A 19,168-nucleotide genomic window follows, 5' to 3' on the forward strand; every position below is an offset into this window, starting at 1 on the left:
GTTCCTTAAAACGCCGGGATGCCGAGGATGTCGGCGGCCTGCAACGCAGTGGCGCGGGCCTGCTCGGGCGTGGCCGCGGTGATGTTCAGGTGGCCCATCTTGCGGGCGCGCTTGGCATCGACCTTGCCGTACAGGTGCAGGTGGGCGCCGGGCAGGGCCAGGATCTGCTCCCAGGCGGGCGTCTGGGCGGTGTCGCCGTGCTTGAACCACAGGTCGCCCAGTAGGTTCAGCATGACGGTGGCGCTGTGCTGGCGCGGCTGCACCAGGGGCAGGTTGGTCATGCAGCGCACCTGCAGCTCGAACTGCGACACGTCCAGCGCGTTCTGGCTGTAGTGGCCGCTGTTGTGCGGGCGCGGGGCGATCTCGTTGACCACCAACTGGCCGTTGTCCAGCACAAAGAATTCCACGCACAGCACGCCCACGTAGTCGAGGCCGATAGCTACGGATTTCGCAGCTGCTATCGCTTGCTCCGCCTGCGCTGCGGGCAGATTACCTTCATACACCTCGGTCACGGCCAGGATGCCGTCACGGTGCAGGTTGCGCTGCACCGGCAGGTGGACGATGGTGCCGTCCCGGCCGCGCGCCACGATGACCGAGCATTCGTGCACCAGCGGCAGCATTTTTTCGAGCACGCAGGCCACTTGGCCCAGTTCGTTCCAGCCCGCCACCAGCTCGTCGCGGGTCTTGACGCGGATCTGGCCCTTGCCGTCGTAGCCCATGCGGGCCGTCTTCAGGATGCCGGGCAGCAGCGCGTCGTTGACGGCCGCCAGTTGCTCGGCCGTCTCGATCACGGCGTAGGGCGCGCAGGGCACGCCGCACTTCACAAAGTGGGCCTTCTCGGCGGCTCGGTCCTGGGCGATCGCCACGGCTGAGCCGGCGGGCGACACGGGCAGGCGCTCGGCCAGCTTGTTTAAAGAGCCGGCGGGTACGTTTTCAAATTCGGTGGTGACGGCCGCGCACAGCTGGGCCAGCTCGGCCAGGCCCTGCGCGTCTTCGTAACCGGTGCGCACATGGTGGTGGCTGACCAGACCGGCAGGGCTGGTGGCGTCCTGGTCCAGCACGGCGGTGAAGTAGCCCATGGCTTGCGCAGCATGGGCAAACATGCGGCCCAGCTGGCCGCCGCCGAGCACGCCCAGCGTGGCACCCGGCAGGATCACATCAGTGTTGCTCATGCGTTCACCGGCAGGGTCATATTGCGGGCAGCTTCGGTCTGCTCGACGCGGAAGGCTTCGAGCTTGGCGCGCAGCGCGGGGTCTTCATTGGCCAGCAGGGCCACGGCAAACAGCGCCGCGTTGGCGGCACCGGCGTTGCCGATGGCAAACGTCGCCACGGGCACGCCCTTGGGCATTTGCACGATGGAGTGCAGCGAATCCACGCCCTGTAGGTGGCGGCTGGCCACGGGCACGCCCAGCACGGGCACGGTGGTCTTGGCGGCAATCATGCCGGGCAGGTGGGCCGCGCCGCCGGCGCCGGCGATGATGGCTTTGAGGCCACGCTCGGCCGCAGCCTCGGCAAAGCGGAACATGTCGTCCGGCATGCGGTGGGCCGAAACCACTTGCGCTTCAAAAGCGATACCGAATTGCTGGAGGATGGCAACTGCGTGTTGCATGGTGTCCCAGTCGCTGCTGGAACCCATGACCACGCCAACTTGGATGGGGTTCATGTTCTTCAGGGCAAGCCGCCCGGCCTAGTGGAGCCCGCGATTTTAAGGCCATCCCCCGATGGACGCGTGCTCAGCGGGGGCGTCGCCCTTGGCGCAGGCTTGAAATTCCGCGCAACAGGCTTATGTGTAGGAATCGTGCGCAATTGCGAAGAGAATGCGCGCTGTACGCCGCTGCGGCGCAGACGACAACGCGGTGCGCACCGGGCGCACTGCACAGGGACAGATCCATGATTGATATCACCATTGAAAATTTTGAAGCCGAGGTGGTTGCCACTTCGATGGCGGTGCCCGTGCTGGTGGACTTCTGGGCCACATGGTGCGGCCCCTGCAAGACGCTGGTGCCCACGCTGGAGAAGCTGGAGGTCGAATACGCAGGCCGCTTCAAACTGGCCAAGGTGGATGTCGATGCCAACCAGCAGATCGCGGGCATGTTTGGCATTCGCAGCGTCCCCACCTGTGTGCTGATGGTGGAAGGCAAGCCGGTGGATGGCTTTATGGGCGCGCAAACCGAAGGCCAGGTGCGCCAGTTCTTGGACAAGCACCTACCCAGCGCCAACGAATTGGCCGCCGAAGCCGAGGTGGATGAAGCCGAGCAGTTGCTGCAGTCGGGAGACACCCAGGCTGCGCTGCACAAGCTGGCCGAAGCCCTGCAGGCCGACCCCAGCAACGACGATGCACGCTTTGACTATGTGCGCCTGCTCATCACCACGGGCGATTACGAGCAAGCCGCAGACTTGCTGCACGAACCCCTCAAGCGCATTCCCAAGCCGCTGCAGTTTGATGCGCTGCAGCAGTGGCTGCAGTGCATGCGGTTTGTGCAGCAAGACGAGCGCGGCAACTGGGAGTGGGCGCAGTTCGACGCCGCCATTGCCCAGAACAAGCGCGACTTTGACACCCGCTTTGCCAAGGCCCAGGTGCTGGCGGCGGAAGGACAGTGGACGCACAGCATGGACGAATTGCTGGAAATCATCATGCGCGACAAGGCGTGGAACGACCAGGCCGCCCGCAAGCTGTTCGTCGCCATCCTGGAGCTGATTGCTCCCGCCAAACCCAAAAAGCAAGATGCGGTGCCCGGCAAAAGCGCGGGCGGCATTGAGTTGCTGGGCAAAAACACGGCCGAGCAAGATGAGATGACCGCATTGGTCAACAGCTACCGCCGCAAACTGAGCATGGCGCTGAATTGACGCCCCAGAGCGACTGCAGTGTTGTAAAGGAGCCCTTGTGGCTCCTTTTTCATGCGCCTTATGCTTGCCGCTCACTCAGAGAGGATAGTGATGGCTGCGGTACTACAACAAGTGCAGGGTGGGATGTGGCTGGTCTTGGGGCTGGCGCTGGGGGCCATGCTGCTGTCGGTGCTGGTGCGCTCGGCGGCGTTCAAAGGCTGGTGGGGCGAATACAAGGTGCGGCGCTGGCTGGCGCAGGATTTGGACGCGCAGCACTACCACTGCGCGCACAACATCACCTTGCGGCGGCAAGACGGCAGCACCACCCAGATTGACCATGTGGTGATCTCACCCTATGGCGTGTTTGTGCTGGAGACCAAGCACCTGCGGGGCTGGATTTTTGGCGGCGAAAAACAGCGCACATGGACACAAACCATCTACCGCCACCGCACGAGCTTTCCCAGCCCCTTGCACCAGAACTGGGGCCATATCAAGGCCTTGGAAGAGCTGTTGCAACTGCCGCTGCAGCACTTGCATTCGGTGGTGGTGTTTACGGGCGACTGCCAGTTCAAAACCGCCATGCCCGCCCATGTCACGCAGGGGCGGGCGGTGACGGCGCTGATTCGCAGCTACCGCGAGGAGGTGCTGGACACCCCTGCCGTGGCGCAGCTGGTCAGCGCCTTGTCGCACCAACGCTTGGAGCCTATGCGCAGCACGCACAAGGCGCATGTCGCGCAATTGCAGCAGCGCCACGCCTTGCCTTCGACCAGCACCGCGCGCCGCAAGGTCATGCCCAGCCAGCCACGGATGACACCCAAAGCACCGGCTATGCCGCGCCAGCCTGCACTGGCGCCGGCCCACTTGGCCGCCGCGCCGCCACAGCCAGCGTTGGTGCCGCCCACGCTGGCCGCACCGTTGCTGGAGCCCGCGCCTTGCCCGGCCTGTGGCGACAGCGTGGTGCGCCGCAGCTTGCCCGATAGTGCTGGCATGGCGCGTTATTTCTTGCGCTGTGAGCGGTTTCCGCATTGCCGCTTCTTGCAGGCAGAAGCCTTGGAGCAGGCACCCAGCCCGTAAGACGCGCGGCAAAAAACAAGCCACCACCATGACTTGTTTTGATAGCTGCTCACGCTGATCTATCAAAGCGTGCAAGCATTTTTAAGTGTTTTTCCCTCTGGACCCCCGCCTGTGGTGCGGCTGTTCAGGTGGCGCACGCGGGGCACCCTTGGGGGCACGTGCAGGCGCGCTTTGGCAGGCCATCGCAATAGGAGTCGCCACGGCGCTCGCACTCGTACTAGCAATAGCGGCGGTGTGTCGCCGCCCGCACCATCGGGTGGCTCAATGGTGCAGCGTGTGCGCTGGGGCAGGTGGGCTGCGGTGGCTGGATGGGGTGAGCGTGCGTATGGGGATGCGCACATCCTGCGGAATCTCACCGCTCAGTTGCAGGGCCAGGTAGCGCGTGCAGCACACCCGCAGGAACGAGGAGAAGTTGTCGACGGCCCCGCGCTCGGCCAGCAGTTCGTCATAGAGCTTGGTGCATAGCTGGGGCACGCTGTAGCCGTCACGCGTGGCAATGTCTTGCAGCACCTGCCAGAACAGGTTTTCCAGCCGCAAACTGGTGGCGACGCCATGCAGGCGGATGGAACGGGCGCGGTGGGCCCAAAGTTGCGGATCCGCGCTGAGAAAGACTTGGCACATGGCGCACTCCCGGAAAAACCAACCGGGCCATGGTGTGGCCCGGTGCGGGTGGCGTCAAGCTGGTTTGTGCGCAGGCGCTTTCAAAAGCAATAGCTGCCAGCGCTTGTTAGCACTGCGCAAAAGCCGAATTTCAATGTGAAATTTTGGTGCCGAGCAACGCCAGAAATTGCGCCATCCAGGCCGGGTGGGCGGGCCAGGCGGGGGCGCTGACCAGGTTGCCTTCGGTGTGGGCTTGGTCGACAGGAATGTCGGCATAGGTGCCACCGGCCAGCTCGACTTCGGCGCGGCAGGCGGGGTAGGCCGAGCAGGTGCGGCCCTTGAGCACGCCGGCGCCCGCCAGCAGTTGCGCGCCGTGGCAGACGGCGGCCACGGGCTTGTTGCTGTCGAAAAAGTGGCGCACTGCGGCGCGCACGCTTTCGTAGCCGCGCAGGTATTCGGGGCCGCGCCCGCCGGGAATGACCAGGGCGTCGTACTGCTCGGGCTTCACGTCGGCAAAGGTGGCGTTGAGCGTGAAGTTGTGGCCGGGCTTTTCGCTGTAGGTTTGCGCGCCTTCGAAGTCGTGGATGGCGGTTTTGATCTGCTCACCCGCTTTTTTTTCGGGGCAGACCGCGTGCACGGTGTGGCCCACGGCCAGCAGCGTCTGGAAGGGAACCATGGTTTCATAGTCCTCGCAGTAGTCGCCGCAAATCATCAAAATTTTCTTGCCTGCCATGGTGGTCTCCGGTGGATGGGGGGGGGTGGCCCGTTCGGTGCGGGCTGCCTCCATGGTAGGAAAGCGCGGCGGGCGTGGGTGTTAACCGCTTACTACGTGGCTCCAGTCGCGCTGGGCCAGTGCTGCATAAAAAAGAGCGGCGGGCGCTTGCAAAATGGTGATTTCCGCATATTTTGTGTTTGAAGTGCAGTCTGCACCAGCGCAGGCAGCTATGGTTTATTTCAGGTGCGCCAGCAGGTCCTGGGTGTGCGGCGTGGGCTCGGGCACGCTGTAGATGCTGGGGTCGGCCTGAATCAGGCGGGTGTCAAAGCGCTGGCCGGCCAGGTAGTCACGCACGGACTGCAGCACTACGGGGCTGCGGTGCAGGTGGGCGGTGGCTTGCAGCTCTTCCAACGTGAGCCACACAGTGCGCACAATGCCTTCGTCCAGCACGCGGTGCGCATGGTGCTGGCCCAGGTCGCCGGTGAAGGCAAAGCGCATGTAGGTAATGTCGGAGCCGGTGCGGGTGCGGATGAACCGGTTCATGTAGATGCCGACCACGGCCGTGGGCGCGAAGCTGTAGGCGGTCTCTTCCAGCACTTCGCGGGCGCAGGCCTGCAAGGGGGTTTCCGCAGGGTCCAGGTGACCGGCGGGGGTGTTCAGGCGCAAGCCGTCAGCGGTATTTTCTTCCACCAGCAAAAAACGCTGGTCGCGTTCAATAACGGCAGAGACGGTGACGTTCGGTTTCCATCGGTTGGGCATGCGCGCATTATCGCGACGCTGGAGGCGCCGCTTGTCAGTCAGCGCCGCAACTATCAGAAATTAGAGCGCTGCTGTCATGTACAGCGCGCCATCGCCGTAGGTTTCAAGGTGCATGGACTGTTGTGCATCCAGCACGGGGCATACAGAAAAACCTTGACGTTCCCAGTAGGTCTGGGAGCCCTGCACGGAAACCAGTGCCGCGTGGCGCAGCCCCCGCTGGCGCGCTTGGTGCATCAGGTGCTGCACCAGATAACGGGCCACGCCTTGGCCCGACAGCTCGGGCAGCACCGACATATCGTGCAGGTACAGCACGGGATCGCCCGCCGTGGCCGGGGTGAAGGGGCCATCAAGCGGCGTGATCTTGCCGAGGGTGGACCAGTAGGCCGCGAGATACGCCTGGAGCGTGTGCTCTCCGGCGCGCACCACCCCGACCGAGCAGTGGTGCGGCGCCGTCAGGCGCTGGCGAAATACTTCACGGCTTTCAAGGAACGCGTTGCCGTAGCAAATGGTTTGGATATGCAGCAGGCTGTCAACATCGTGCGGATTCAGGGGGCGCAGCACCCAGGGTGAGGGCAAAGCAGACACAGTCATGCCCGCCATTATCCAAGGCAGTCTTCCAGCGCAGGCTCGGGCGCCTCGTCTCGCCAACGGGCACGAATGGTTTCTAGCTCTGTGCGCAGCGTGAGGAAGACGGGCACCAAATCGGGGTCAAAGTGCCTGCCGGACTGGGCCTGCAGGTGGGCCATGGCGTCATCCACCGACCAGGCGTGTTTGTAGGGGCGCTCGGAGGTCAGGGCATCAAATACGTCGGCAATCGCCACGATGCGTGCCGCCAGCGGAATTTCCAGGCCCCGCAGGCCAGCGGGGTAGCCTGTGCCATCCCATTTTTCATGGTGCGTCAGGGCAATGCTGCGTGCCAGCTGCAAGATGCCGCTGTCGTGCTCGCCAATGATGGCGGCGCCAATCGCCGCGTGCTGGCGCATGGTGTGCCATTCGGCCTCGGTGAGCGGGCCAGGTTTGAGCAGCACGGCATCGGGAATGCCAATCTTGCCCACATCGTGCATGGGCGCGGCGTGCAGCAAGTCCTCCGCCCATTCGGGCGAGCAGCCAATCGCCAGCGCCAACGCCTGGGCGAAGTGGCTCATGCGCAGCACATGCATGCCGGTTTCGTTGTCTTTGTACTCGGCGGCACGGCCCAGGCGCTGCACGATCTCCAGCCGCGACTGGCGCAGGGCCTCGGTTCTGACCAGCGACAGGTGCGTGCGTACGCGCGCCCGCACGATGGGGGCACGCACGGGCTTGGTGATGTAGTCCACCCCCCCGGCCTCAAAGCCCTCGGTTTCATCGCCCGTTTCGGACAGTGCAGAGACAAAAATCACCGGAATGTCCTGCGTCTGTGGGTGGGCCTTGAGCTGGCGGCAGACGTCATAGCCACTGAGGGTGGGCATCATGATGTCCAGCAAGATCAGGTCGGGCTTTTGCAGCTTCACCAGTTGCAGGGCTTTGGGGCCATCGGTGGCAAATTGCAAGCGATAGTCGTCGCCCAGAATCTGGCGCAGCACATGCAAATTGGTGGGCTCATCGTCCACCAACAGCAGGCGTGGCCTACGGTCTTCATGGCTGGGCAACATCGGGAACATTCCTTGGGTCAAAAGCGGAAAGCGCAGCCAGCAGCAGCTGCACCTGGTGCAGCGCTTGGTCAAGGTCAAACAGATCCAGCGCCGCTTGCAGCGGGGCCGTCTGCGAGGCTGGTAGCCACTGGTCCAGGCACTGCAGTGATGCGCTGTCAATTTCGCCGTTGTGAAGCGACTGGGCCACGGCCTGCAAGGCCGCCTGCAGTTGCACCACTTCCGCTGGGGCCAAGGCCGCTTGCGACAGGGGTGGTGTGGGCAAAGCGCTGGGGTGTGCGGCTGCGCTGAAGCTGGCTTCGGTGGCGCGCAACAAGGCCTCCACCTGGGCCAGTGCCGAGCCCAAGGCCGGCAACTGCTGGTCAAACGCGGCCGCATCGTGGTGGTGGGCTGCGTTTTCCAGCGCGGTCAGCACCGCATGCAGTTGCGGCAACGCCAAATTGCCTGCGGCACCCCGCATGCGGTGCACGATGGCGGCGGCCGTGGCCGCATCGTTGTGCAGCACCAAGGTGCGCAGCTCTTGCATGCGGTTGTGCTGCTCTGCCATAAAGCGGGCCCACGCCGCACGCAGCGCGGCCTGCCCACCCCACAGCTGCATGCCGGTGTGCCAGTCGGCCACAATGCCATCCAGGGGCAGCGGTGCCTCGGCAGGCAAGGGCGCAGCTGCAGTAGCAGGGGGGCTGGCAGGGGGGCGCGGCAGCACACGGGCGATTTCCAGCATCAGTTGGTGGGGCTCCAGCGGCTTGGCTGCAAAACCGTTCATGCCCGCTGCGTCAGAGGCGATGCGGTCTTGCGCCAGCACGCTGGCAGACAGGGCGATGATGGGAATGGCGGCGGTGCCGGTGTCCGCTTCCCACGCACGAATGGCACGCGCGGCTTCCATGCCATCCATGTGCGGCATCTGCAAATCCATCAAGATCAGGTCGAAGGGCTGGGTCTGGCGCATGCGCACGGCTGCCTGGCCGTCGGGGGCCAGATGCACGGTGTGGCCGTGGCGGCGCAGCACCAGTTGCAGCAGCTCCAGGTTCTGCGGTACATCATCGACTGCCAAAATTTGAAGGGGGGTCAAGAGCGCGGGCGCGGGCGCGGCGACGTTGTGTGGCGCCTGGCCTTGCGGCAGCGGCAGCTGCACATGAAATTCCGTGCCTTGGCCCGGGGTGCTGCGGATGTGGATATCGCCGCCCATCACCTGCGCCAATTGGCGCGAGATGGTGGTACCTAGCCCCGTGCCGCCAAAGCGGCGCGTGGTGGATGCATCAGCTTGCGCAAAAGGCGCAAAAATGTGTTCGATTTTGTCGGCAGTAATCCCGATGCCTGTGTCTTGGATGCGCAGGTGCAGCGTGCCTTGGCCATAACCCACTTCCAGGCGCACATGGCCACGCTCGGTGAACTTGACGGCATTGCCCATCAGGTTGGTCACGATTTGCTGGATGCGCAGCGCGTCACCTTGCAGGTAGCGCGGCACTTCGCGGTGTATGTGCAGCAGCAGCTGCAGACCTTTTTTCTCAGCCTGAATGCGTTGTGCACCAATCACCAGATTGCAGACGTCGGCCACCGAGAAATCCGTAATCTCCAGGTCGACGGCGCCTTTGTCCAGCTTGGCGGTGTCCAGAATGTCGTTGAGCAGGCGCAGCATGGAACGGGCCGAGCGGTACACCGTGTCCACATAGCGTTGCTGGGTGGGGCGCAAGGGCGTGTCCAGCAGCGCTTCTGAAAAACCAATGATGGCATTCATGGGCGTGCGGATTTCGTGGCTCATATTGGCCAGAAATGTGCTGCGCGCCGCAGCGGCGGCTTCGGCTTTTTCTTTGGCTTGCAGCAAGGCGTCTGCCAGGGTTTTGCTGGCGGTGATGTCGCTCAGCAACTGGGTGATGCGCAAGGTGGTGCCATTGGCATCCAAGATGGGGCTGAAGGTGGTTTGCACCCAAAAAGTGCTGCCGCCTTTGCGCAGCGCCTGGCATTCAATGCTGGCAAAAGCGCCGGTCTGCAGCGTGCTCCATATGTGCGCAGCCTGCGCATGGAAGGCGGGGGTTTGGGGGTACAGCAAGCGGTAGTGCTGGCCTTGCACCTCATCCAGGGTGTAGCCAAACAGCTTCAAAAAGTTCTGGTTGGCGGTGAGTACATGCCCGTCCAGGCTGTACTCGACCACGGCCACGGCGCGGTTGATGGCCGCCACCGTGCCTTCAAATTCGGCGTTGCGCGCTTTGGCTTCGGTGTGGTCAATCAAGACGCCATCGATCCACTGCACCTGGCCTTGCGCGTCGTAAACGCCGCGCCCACTTTCGGTGACCCAGCGAATGTCGCCATCGCGGTGGCGCAGGCGGTATTCGCAGGCGTAGGACACGCCCGCTTGCAGCGCCTCGGTGACCGCCTGGTGCAGTGCGGTGGTGTCGCTCTCCAGCAGCAGTTGCTCCATCGGTTGGGTGTGTGCCAGCAGCGCTTCTGCAGGCCAGCCCGTGAGTGCCTCGACCGGCGTGCTGAGGAACAGGGGCTGCCATGCCGGCTGTGCAACGCGGCGGAAGGTGACGCCGGGCATGTTGCTGATCAGGGTGCGGTGCTGCTCTTCACTGCGCAGCAACGAAGATTCCATGGCTTTGCGCTGGCGCATGTCGGTCAAAAAGCCGACGAACAAGGGTTTGTCTGCCTGTGCCACCGGGCCGACGGCCAGGCGCACATCAATCAAGCTGCCGTCTTGGTGCAGGGCTTGCACTTCCCGGCCCGAGCCAATGATGTTGGTGTGGCCGGTGGCCAGGTGGTGCCGCAGGTAACCATCGTGCGCCTGGCGGTGGGGCGCGGGCATCAGGATGCTGACGTTGCGGCCCAGGATGTCTGCCGCTTTCCAGCCCAGCAATTGTTCAGCCGCAGGGTTGAAGGCCACGATGCTGCCATCGCCTTCAATCATGATGATGCCGTCCACCGCCGTGTCGACCACGGCACGCAATCGCGCCTCACTGCGGCGGATGTCCCAGAAAAGCTGGCGCCAGCGCAAAGCCATGTTCAGCGCCAGCAGCGCAAAGCCCAGCAGCAGGCAAATGCTGGCGCCGATGGTCAGCGGTGTCCAAGGGCTTTCACGGGGCACGCTGCCTGCGGGGTCCAAGCCCACGGGCAGGTGGATGGCATCCATGGCGATGTAGTGCAGGCAGGCGGTGGACAGGCCCATGACGCTGCCGCTGAGCAGCACCGTGGTGATAGCGCTCGCGCCAATCTCCTGCAAGCGGCAGTACACCGTGACGGAAAAAATCGCCAAGGCGATGCCCAGTGTCAGCGCCAGCACCAGGCCCGTGGGGGCGTAGTCCATGTAGTGTGTGGCCTCGGAAGCGCGCATGCCCCAAAAGTGCATGGCGGCCACGCCCAGGCCCAGCACCAGGCCACTGAGGATCACATCCCTGCAGCGCAGCGCGGGGCGCGTGAGGGTGTGCAGCACAAAGCCTGCGGCCAGCAGGCTCGGTAGCAAAGACAGCGCGCTGTGCAGCAGTGCAAAGCTGCCGGAGCCGCAGGGCGTGAACGCCTGCATGCCGATAAAGTGCATGGCCCATACGCCCGCGCCCAGGCTGACAGTGCCCGCAGCCTGTGACAGGCGGCGGTAGCGGCCTTGGCGCGCAGCACCTGCCAGCCCCAGTGCCAGCATGGCCGTCAGCACCGACACGGCAATGCTGACGGCCACCAAGGTGGGGTTCATCCATGCCCACTGCATAGGCACGTAAGCGATGTCGTCAGAGAGAAAACGGATCCACATGGCAGCCAGCGTGAGCAAAGGAGGGGGCCGTATCTTGCCCTGCCAGCACGGTGCGTAGGACAAATCCTGCAACTTATCAAGACTGGGTCAAAAAATTTCACGCGGTGGCAGCGGCTGCGGCGGATAGCTTGTCATTATTCAGAGTATAGAAACTATCGAATTCAAATATGAATTGATATTAACTATCATTTGAACTCATTCTTTCGTACATCCCCCGCCATGTCCCACATCCATCATCTGCTGCACAAGAACGCAAGCGCACTGCGCAAGACCGGCAGTTACTACGTCGTCCACATGGTGGTGGCGGCAGGCGTTGCGTATGCCGTGACGGGCGACTGGCTGGCTGCGCTGACACTGAGCCTGCTGGAGCCCAGCGTGCAGGCCGTGGCGTACTTTGTGCATGACACCGCGTGGCTGCGCGTGCCGCTGCAGCGCTGGCGCACCTTGGCCAAAATGGCCAGCTACTACGCGGTGCACCTGGTGGTGGCGGCGGGTGTGGCGTATGCGGTTACGGGTGACTGGTGGATGGCCCTGACGCTGAGTCTGCTGGAGCCTACGGTGCAGATGCTGTTTTTCTTTGTGCACGAGAAGCTGTGGGAGCACAAGGCACAGCGCGCCGTGCGCCCTGCCGCTGGATGTGCGTAAGCCCAAGGAGTTATGCATGACCTCTACAGCATGGAAGCGGTTTGGATCGTGGCTGCTGCAGCGGCTGGCAGGCCTGGCGCCAAGTCACCTCTAAAAATCTAAAAAAGTAGCTGCTTGCGCTGGTAATACGTAGCTTTGAAGGTGAAAAGTATTGCAAGTGCTTGTTGATAAAGCGCTGCATGCTCATAAAAAAATCCCCTTGCCCAGCAAGGCAAGGGGATGGTTGGGCCGCTGGCCAGCAGGCTTAGTCCAGCGTGATCTTGGCGGTCTTGACCACTTCACGCCATTTGACGATTTCCTTGGACAGGAATTCGCTCGACGCCTGGGGGCTCAGGCCTGCGGGCAGCACGCCCACGGCGTCCAGCTTGGCCTTGACGTCTTCCTGCGGCAGGATCTTGGCAATCTCTTGGTACAGGCGGTCAATGATGGGCTGGGGCGTACCTGCGGGTACGGCGGCCATAAACCATGCATCGGCGGTGAAGCCCTTCAGACCCGCTTCGTCCATGGTGGGCACTTCAGGCATGGCAGGCAGGCGGCTGTCATGGGCTACGGCCAGTGCACGCAGATTGCCGGCTTTGAGCTGGGCGTTGATGGTGACGGCGGTTAAAAAGCCGAAGTCCGTCTCACCCGACACCAGCGACACCACCGATGGCGCGCTGCCCTTGTAAGGCACATGGGTCACCTTCACATTGGCTTGCATGGCGTACAACTCGCTGCCCATGTGGTTGGGGCCGCCGGTGCCCGAGGAGGGGTAGTTTAGCTTGGCGGGGTTGGCCTTGGCCTTGGCCGTCAAATCGGCCAGCGACTTGAGCGGGCTGCTGGTGCCCACGGTCAGCACCAAGGGGCTGCGGCCCACCAGGCTCACGGGCACCAAGTCCTTCAGCGGCTGGTAAGGCAGCTTGGGGTACAGGCTGGTGGAAATCGCCATGCCACCTACGTCGGCCAGCACCACGGTGTAGCCATCGGGTGCCGACTTGGCCACGCGGTCCACACCGATGGTGCCGTTCGCGCCAGGCTTGTTTTCGACGATCACATTCGCCTTCATGCCTTCGCTCAGCTTTTGTGCCAGCAAACGGCCCAAGATGTCGGTCGAGCCGCCCGGCGAGAAAGGAATCACCAGCGTGATGGGCTTGCTGGGGTAAGCGTCGGCGGCGTGGGCGCCGCCGCTGAGGCTGGCCGCAGCCAAAGTCACGGCGCCCAAAGTGGCGCGCCACATCGCAACAGAAGAATGTGCCGACTGCTTCATTAGATTCCCTAATCAATGTTTAGTGGTGTTAACGATGCCGAGCATAGCGGCTTCTATGCGGGCACTGCACTTGCAAGCTGTCGGTTTGCTGAATTTCGTGAACCACGATTGAGGTGCTCTGGGTTGAAGGTGTTTGACCCTAGGGAGCACCTGAGCACCCCCTGTTTTTGATAGCAACCACCTACAATGGCTCGATAAATTCCAAAGGTTGCACCGCAAAGATGGATTGGTGCAATCACCACTTTTGCGTCCTGGGAGACGAGACGATATGCCAGAGAACACCACCCCCGCCTTGCCCGATAAACGCGCACTGCTGCGCCAGTCTGCACTGGAATACCACGAGTTTCCCAAGCCCGGCAAGATTGCTATTGCTGCCACCAAGCCCATGGCCAACCAGCACGACTTGGCGCTGGCGTACTCGCCCGGCGTCGCGGCGCCTTGTGAAGAAATCGTCAAAGACCCTGCGGCCGCGTTCAAGTACACCAGCCGTGGCAACTTGGTGGGTGTGATCTCCAACGGCACCGCTGTGCTGGGCCTGGGCGACATCGGCGCGCTGGCTTCCAAGCCGGTCATGGAAGGCAAGGGCGTGCTGTTCAAGAAGTTCGCCGGCGTGGATGTGTTTGACATCGAAATCGATGAAAAAGACCCGCAAAAGCTGGTGGAAGTGATTGCCGCGCTGGAGCCCACCTTTGGCGCCATCAACTTGGAAGACATCAAAGCGCCCGAGTGCTTCTATGTTGAGCGCGAGTTGCGCAAACGCATGAACATTCCCGTCTTCCACGACGACCAGCACGGCACCGCCATCACCGTGGCTGCGGCCATGGTCAATGCGCTGAAAGTGGCGGGCAAAAACATTGCAGAAATCAAGCTGGTGGCCTCGGGCGCGGGGGCGGCTGCACTGGCGTGTTTGAACCTGCTGCTCAAAGTGGGCCTGAAGCGCGAGAACGTGTTTGTGACCGACATCGCTGGCGTGGTCTACGAAGGCCGCACCGAGCTGATGGACGAAGACAAAGCCCAGTTTGCGCAAAAGACAGACCTGCGCACCCTGAGCCAAGTGATCGAAGGCGCTGATGCGTTCTTGGGCCTGTCGGCGGGCAATGTGCTGAAAAAAGACATGGTCGCCAAGATGGCGGCCACGCCCATCATTTTTGCCCTGGCCAACCCCAACCCCGAAATCCTGCCGGAAGACGTGAAAGCTGTGCGCGACGATGCCATCATCGCCACCGGCCGCACGGACTACCCCAACCAGGTCAACAACGTTCTGTGCTTCCCCTACATCTTCCGTGGGGCCTTGGACTGCGGCGCCACCACCATCACGACCGAGATGGAAATTGCCGCCGTGCACGCCATTGCAGCGCTGGCAGAGGCCGAGCAATCCGAAGAAGTGGCAGCCGCCTATGTGGGCCAGCCGCTGAGCTTTGGCCCGGAATACCTGATTCCCAAGCCGTTTGACCCGCGCTTGATGCTGATCGTGGCTCCAGCTGTGGCGCAAGCAGCTGCCCAGAGCGGTGTGGCCAAGCGCCCCATCCAAGACATGGATGCGTACCGCGAGCACCTGAAGACCTTTGTGTATGCCTCGGGCACCGTGATGAAGCCCATCTTTATGGTGGCCAAAAAGGCCGCCAAGAAGCGCGTGGCCTACTCTGAAGGGGAAGAAGAGCGCGTGCTGCGTGCCGTGCAGATCGTGGTGGATGAGCGCATTGCCCGCCCCACCCTGATCGGCCGCCCCTCCGTGATTGCCCAGCGCATTGAAAAGTTTGGCCTGCGCCTGGAGCAAGGCAAAGACTACGATGTGGTGAATGTGGAAGACGACCCCCGCTACCGCGACTTCTGGCAAACCTACCACCGCATGACGGAGCGCAAGGGCATTACCGCGCCGATTGCCAAGATCGAAATGCGCCGCCGCCTGACGCTGATTGGCTCCATGCTGTTGCACAAGGGTGAAGTGGATGGACTGATCTGCGGTACCTGGCACAACACCCATATGCACCTGAACTACATCGACCAGGTGATTGGCAAGAAGGCGGGGGCGACGACGTACGCCTGCATGAATGGCTTGATGCTGCCCGAGCGCCAGGTGTTCCTGGTGGACACGCACGTGAACTACGACCCCACTGCAGAGCAACTGGCCGAGATCACCATGATGGCGGCCGAAGAGATGATGCGCTTTGGCATCAAGCCCAAGGTGGCGCTGCTGAGTCACTCGAACTTTGGCTCCAGCAACCAGCCCAGCGCGGTGAAGATGCGCACCACCCTGGAGCTGCTGCGCATTCAAGCGCCTTGGCTGGAAGTGGATGGCGAGATGCACGGCGACGTGGCGCTGGACGCCGAAGCGCGTGGCAAGTTGATGCCCAACAGCACCTTGAGTGGTGAAGCCAATCTGTTGGTGCTGCCCAACATGGACGCAGCCAACATTTCCTACAACCTGCTCAAGGAAGCTGCGGGTGGCGGTATTGCGATTGGCCCAGTGCTGCTGGGTGCCAGCCAGCCCGTGCATGTGCTGACCCCGAGCACCACGGTGCGTCGCATTGTGAATATGACGGCATTGACGGTTGCAGACGCCAACGTCGGTCGTTAATCCATCGCAGAAAAGGGCTGGTTGCTGATGGCGATCAGCCCTTTGTTCTTGCAATTTGAATATCGCTGCGTCACACTTGCTCCTCGAATTTCTGGGCTGATCCGGAATTTCTGAAAGGTGTTGCGTGATGCGGAATGTGATCGTCCGTCCGGTATGTCGGGCGGCGGGTGCACTGGTGGTGGGGGTGGCACTGGCGGCAGCTGTTCCCGCACTGCAGGCTCGGGGGCCGTTGCCGACAGCGCTTCCCGAGGTGTCTTTGGCAGAGCTGCCTTCGCAAGCGCGCACCACCTACCGGCTGATTTTCAAGGGTGGACCTTTCCCTTACGACAAAGACGGCACCGTGTTTGGCAACCGCGAGCGCTTGTTGCCCAGCCACCCACGGGGCTACTACCGCGAATACACCGTCAAAACACCGTGGGCCCGAGATCGGGGGGCCCGGCGCATTGTGTGTGGCGGGGAGCCGCCGACGCAGCCGCAGGCCTGTTACTACACCAGCGACCACTACAACAGTTTTCGGAAGATCCAGCCATGAGCGCTCTAGACCTGGAGGGGGAACTCCACCCCGCCATATTCGGGAACTTGTGGGGCAGCGCGCTCTCCATTACGCCTACGCTCCCCGGTTTGGGTGGGCAACTACGAGCTATAGAAAGAATTACGGAGATGGACACACCGTCTTGTCCCGAGCCCCAGCAGCTTTTGCGGGGTGTGCGCAGCAACATCGTGCAATCTATTCGTGCCTTCCGCATTGCGGATTTGCAGCAAGCGGCCCAAGCTACGGGGCAGCATTTTCTGTACGCGAATTTAGCCCACGCCCAAACCAAGCAAGATGCGCTGGATTTGATTGCGGTGCAGTTTCACTTTCCCGCGCACTTTGGCAAAAACTTTGATGCCCTCTACGACTGCCTGACCGATCCCTTGCACAAGGCGGGCCCCCAGCCTGGCTTTGTGGTGGTGCTGGATCAGTTGCCGATTGCGCACAAGTTTGACAAAGAGGTGCGTGAGCAGTTCCTGGATTGCTTTCGCGATGCGGCGGACTACTGGGCCGAGCGCAAGATTGCTTTTCGCTGCTTTTACTCTTTTTTGTAACTGCGGCCACCACGTAAAAAGCGCCCATCAGGGCGCTTTTTTTATGGGTCAAATATGGCATTGGCGCTTATGCAGCAAGCGCCAAAAGCTCTTATTTTTGAGTAAGCTGTGCGGCCAAGGCTTCATATTCCGCCACGGGCACTTCTTCGGCGCGACGTTGCACGTCAAAGTTGCCTGCAAAGCCTTTGTCGTCCAGCCATTTGCCCAGCGTGTTGCGCAAAATCTTGCGGCGCTGGCTAAAGGCCACCTGCACCAGCTCTTCCAGCAGCTTGGGGTTCAGCGCAGCGGGCTGCTCGCGCGGCACCATGCGCACCACGGCGCTGTTGACCTTGGGTGGCGGGTCAAAGCTTTCGGGGGGCACAAACAGCACGTTTTCCATGGCGTAGCGCCATTGCAGCATCACCGAAAGGCGCCCGTAGTCGGCGTTGCCTGCATCGGCCACCATGCGGTCAATCACCTCTTTTTGCAGCATGAAGTGCTGGTCTTGCACAACATCCACATGTTCCAGCAGGTGGAACAGGATGGGCGAAGAGATGTTGTAGGGCAGGTTGCCTGCGACGCGCAGTTTGGGCACGTTCAGGCTCTGGGCCAAGGCCGTGAAATCGACCTTGAGCACGTCCGACTCGATCACGTTGAGCTGGGGCTTGGTGCGCAGGCGGGCAGCCAAGTCACGGTCCAGCTCAATCACGGTGAGGTGGCCGGTGCGTTCCACCAGGGGCTGTGTCAGCGCCATCAGGCCGGGGCCAATCTCAACCAGCGGTTGGCCGGGTTTGGGGTCAATCGCCTTGACGATGGAGTCGATGATGCCGTGGTCGGTCAGAAAGTTCTGGCCGAAACGTTTGCGGGGAATATGTTTCACGCGGGAGAAGTCTTATTGCGGTGGTTCGCGGTATTCCACATAGGCCTGTCCGCGCAGCTCTTGCAGCCAGTTGGCGTGCGCTTTTTCGAGCTTTTCTTCGCGAACCACGTCGCGCAGCATTTCGCGTTGCTCACGGGGCGTCAATGTGGCTTGGCGGCGATCCACCAGTTGAATCAGGTGCACACCAAAGCGTGAAACCACGGGCTGGCTGACTTGGCCAGGCTGCAGCGCATTCAAAGCTTGCTCAAACTCTGGCACATAACGGCCAGGGCCAGCCCAGCCCAAATCACCACCCATCTGGGCACTGCCATCTTCCGAATACTGGCGCGCCAGATCTTCAAATCGGGCGCCACCTTCGATGCGTTGGCGCAGTTCGGCCAGCCGCTGAGCGGCTTCACGTTCCCCCAATTGTGGCGAAGTGCGCAGCAAGATGTGGCGTGCATGGTTTTGTGTCACCACGGCAGGTACGCCGCTGGCGCTCTTGTCGACGACCTTCAGAATGTGGAAACCGGCGGCGGAGCGGATGGGGCCAACGATACCGCCGACAGGCGTATTCGCGACGGATTCAATGAACAGGCCTGGGTAACGATTGGCTGGGCGCATGCCCAAGATGGCTTGACCGCCTTCGGAGTAGCGCTGAGCTACGCTGGCGAAATCATCTCCGCGACGCACGGCAGCCAAAGCTTCTTCGGCGCGCGTTTGGCGCTGAGCGACTTCATTTTGGCTCGCGTTTTCAGGCACGGTAATCAGAATGTGGCCCAGATTGATGGCGGCGGTCGCCATATCGGTTTGGCCGCTTTGGCGGCGTTGCTCGGCCATGTACTGGTCAATGTCATAGTCGCTGACTTTGACGCGGCCATCGACTTCACGGTTTTGAAGGCGTTGCATCAGCATTTGGTTGCGGATTTCTTCACGCAACTGCTTTTCATCCACCCCTTGCTTGGCCATTTCGCGGCGCAGGCCGGCCACATCGGTGCCATTTTGACGCGCCATGTTCTCCAGCGCCTGGTCGACCGCATAGTCGTCGACCTTGATGCCACTTTCCTTGGCCATGTGGATTTGCGCCTTCTCGACAATCAGGCGTTCTAAGACCTCGCCGGCCATCTCTTGGGGGGCTGGCAATTGCTGCGCACCTTGTGCTTTGAGGTTTTGCAGCACCCGCTGAATCCGCGCGCGTACCTCGTTGTTGGTCACCGGCTCGGAATTGACCACGGCCACGATGTAGTCCGCCGAGCGCAATGTGGGGGTAGCTTGCATAGAAGGCTGGGCCGATTCGCTCAAGGCTCGCGAGAGCGTTTTGCCGTTGGCCGCAGGACGCAGGCTTTGCGCCTGCACTGACCATGTCGAAAGAACAGCTGCGCAAACAAGGCCAAGGGCAATGTGACGTGGCGTAGAAATCAGAAGGCGCATAAAAGG

At 62.2% G+C, this 19,168-nt stretch carries 17 protein-coding genes; 6 read left to right on the forward strand and 11 right to left on the reverse strand.

Annotation, left to right across the window (positions count from 1 at the left end):
* Positions 1 to 5: 5 nt before the first annotated feature.
* A complete protein-coding gene (locus QEP12_RS05635; protein ID WP_284213622.1) occupies positions 6 to 1,172 on the reverse strand; it encodes a 5-(carboxyamino)imidazole ribonucleotide synthase in 1,167 nt (388 codons plus the stop codon).
* Entirely contained in the window at positions 1,169 to 1,663 is a 495-nt protein-coding gene (gene purE, locus QEP12_RS05640; protein WP_284213623.1) for a 5-(carboxyamino)imidazole ribonucleotide mutase, read from the reverse strand. The genes QEP12_RS05635 and purE overlap by 4 nt, the downstream gene beginning before the upstream one ends.
* A 227-nt stretch (positions 1,664 to 1,890) precedes the next feature.
* Here purE and trxA point away from each other — a divergent pair, with 227 nt between their 5' ends.
* Both trxA and QEP12_RS05650 read left to right on the forward strand, forming a co-directional pair.
* Positions 1,891 to 2,847 (forward strand): thioredoxin, encoded by a 957-nt coding sequence (gene trxA, locus QEP12_RS05645; protein ID WP_284213624.1) that lies wholly within the window; start codon positions 1,891 to 1,893, stop codon positions 2,845 to 2,847.
* 90 nt (positions 2,848 to 2,937) lie between these two features.
* The gene (locus QEP12_RS05650) at positions 2,938 to 3,900 is read left to right on the forward strand and encodes a nuclease-related domain-containing protein (protein WP_284213625.1); all 963 of its coding nucleotides are present in this window, start codon (positions 2,938 to 2,940) and stop codon (positions 3,898 to 3,900) included.
* A 261-nt stretch (positions 3,901 to 4,161) separates the two neighbouring features.
* Here the strand turns inward: QEP12_RS05650 and QEP12_RS05655 are convergent, their stop codons facing one another.
* The 6 genes from QEP12_RS05655 to QEP12_RS05680 form a co-directional block, all read right to left on the reverse strand.
* Positions 4,162 to 4,521 carry a ribbon-helix-helix domain-containing protein gene (locus tag QEP12_RS05655; RefSeq protein ID WP_284213626.1) on the reverse strand — a complete coding sequence of 120 codons (360 nt, stop codon included), beginning with the start codon at positions 4,519 to 4,521 and terminating at the stop codon, positions 4,162 to 4,164.
* Between the two features lie 130 nt (positions 4,522 to 4,651).
* Positions 4,652 to 5,233, reverse strand: a complete 582-nt coding sequence (locus tag QEP12_RS05660; RefSeq protein WP_284213627.1) for a DJ-1/PfpI family protein — start codon at positions 5,231 to 5,233, stop codon at positions 4,652 to 4,654.
* A gap of 216 nt (positions 5,234 to 5,449) precedes the next feature.
* Entirely contained in the window at positions 5,450 to 5,974 is a 525-nt protein-coding gene (locus QEP12_RS05665; protein ID WP_284213628.1) for an NUDIX hydrolase, read from the reverse strand.
* A gap of 60 nt (positions 5,975 to 6,034) precedes the next feature.
* Complete coding sequence (locus tag QEP12_RS05670) at positions 6,035 to 6,565, reverse strand: GNAT family N-acetyltransferase (RefSeq protein ID WP_174863882.1); 531 nt, start codon at positions 6,563 to 6,565, stop codon at positions 6,035 to 6,037.
* Between the two features lie 8 nt (positions 6,566 to 6,573).
* Complete coding sequence (locus tag QEP12_RS05675; protein ID WP_246254427.1) at positions 6,574 to 7,605, reverse strand: response regulator; 1,032 nt, start codon at positions 7,603 to 7,605, stop codon at positions 6,574 to 6,576.
* On the reverse strand, positions 7,589 to 11,338 hold the full coding sequence (locus tag QEP12_RS05680) for a PAS domain S-box protein (protein WP_284213629.1): 3,750 nt from the start codon (positions 11,336 to 11,338) through the stop codon (positions 7,589 to 7,591). Before QEP12_RS05680 ends, QEP12_RS05675 begins: the two co-directional genes overlap by 17 nt.
* A 219-nt stretch (positions 11,339 to 11,557) precedes the next feature.
* Here QEP12_RS05680 and QEP12_RS17045 point away from each other — a divergent pair, with 219 nt between their 5' ends.
* The gene (locus QEP12_RS17045) at positions 11,558 to 11,983 is read left to right on the forward strand and encodes a DUF2061 domain-containing protein (RefSeq protein ID WP_431308064.1); all 426 of its coding nucleotides are present in this window, start codon (positions 11,558 to 11,560) and stop codon (positions 11,981 to 11,983) included.
* 244 nt (positions 11,984 to 12,227) lie between these two features.
* Here the strand turns inward: QEP12_RS17045 and QEP12_RS05695 are convergent, their stop codons facing one another.
* Positions 12,228 to 13,229, reverse strand: a complete 1,002-nt coding sequence (locus tag QEP12_RS05695) for a Bug family tripartite tricarboxylate transporter substrate binding protein (RefSeq protein ID WP_284213630.1) — start codon at positions 13,227 to 13,229, stop codon at positions 12,228 to 12,230.
* A 268-nt stretch (positions 13,230 to 13,497) separates the two neighbouring features.
* On the opposite strand from QEP12_RS05695, the gene QEP12_RS05700 reads away from it, so the two are divergent.
* From QEP12_RS05700 to QEP12_RS05710, 3 genes are all read left to right on the forward strand, one after another.
* Entirely contained in the window at positions 13,498 to 15,807 is a 2,310-nt protein-coding gene (locus QEP12_RS05700; protein WP_219163312.1) for an NADP-dependent malic enzyme, read from the forward strand.
* A 127-nt stretch (positions 15,808 to 15,934) separates the two neighbouring features.
* On the forward strand, positions 15,935 to 16,339 hold the full coding sequence (locus QEP12_RS05705) for a guanyl-specific ribonuclease (protein WP_284213631.1): 405 nt from the start codon (positions 15,935 to 15,937) through the stop codon (positions 16,337 to 16,339).
* A gap of 128 nt (positions 16,340 to 16,467) precedes the next feature.
* Positions 16,468 to 16,893, forward strand: a complete 426-nt coding sequence (locus QEP12_RS05710) for a barstar family protein (RefSeq protein ID WP_219164868.1) — start codon at positions 16,468 to 16,470, stop codon at positions 16,891 to 16,893.
* A gap of 91 nt (positions 16,894 to 16,984) precedes the next feature.
* Here the strand turns inward: QEP12_RS05710 and rsmA are convergent, their stop codons facing one another.
* Together rsmA and QEP12_RS05720 are read right to left on the reverse strand one after the other, a co-directional pair.
* Entirely contained in the window at positions 16,985 to 17,752 is a 768-nt protein-coding gene (gene rsmA / locus QEP12_RS05715) for a 16S rRNA (adenine(1518)-N(6)/adenine(1519)-N(6))-dimethyltransferase RsmA (protein ID WP_284213632.1), read from the reverse strand.
* Between the two features lie 12 nt (positions 17,753 to 17,764).
* Positions 17,765 to 19,162, reverse strand: coding sequence for a peptidylprolyl isomerase (locus QEP12_RS05720; RefSeq protein WP_423107232.1), 1,398 nt, complete (start codon positions 19,160 to 19,162; stop codon positions 17,765 to 17,767).
* Between the last annotated feature and the right edge of the window lie 6 nt (positions 19,163 to 19,168).

The organism is Comamonas jiangduensis (assembly GCF_030162955.1).
Lineage (GTDB): Bacteria > Pseudomonadota > Gammaproteobacteria > Burkholderiales > Burkholderiaceae_C > Comamonas > Comamonas jiangduensis.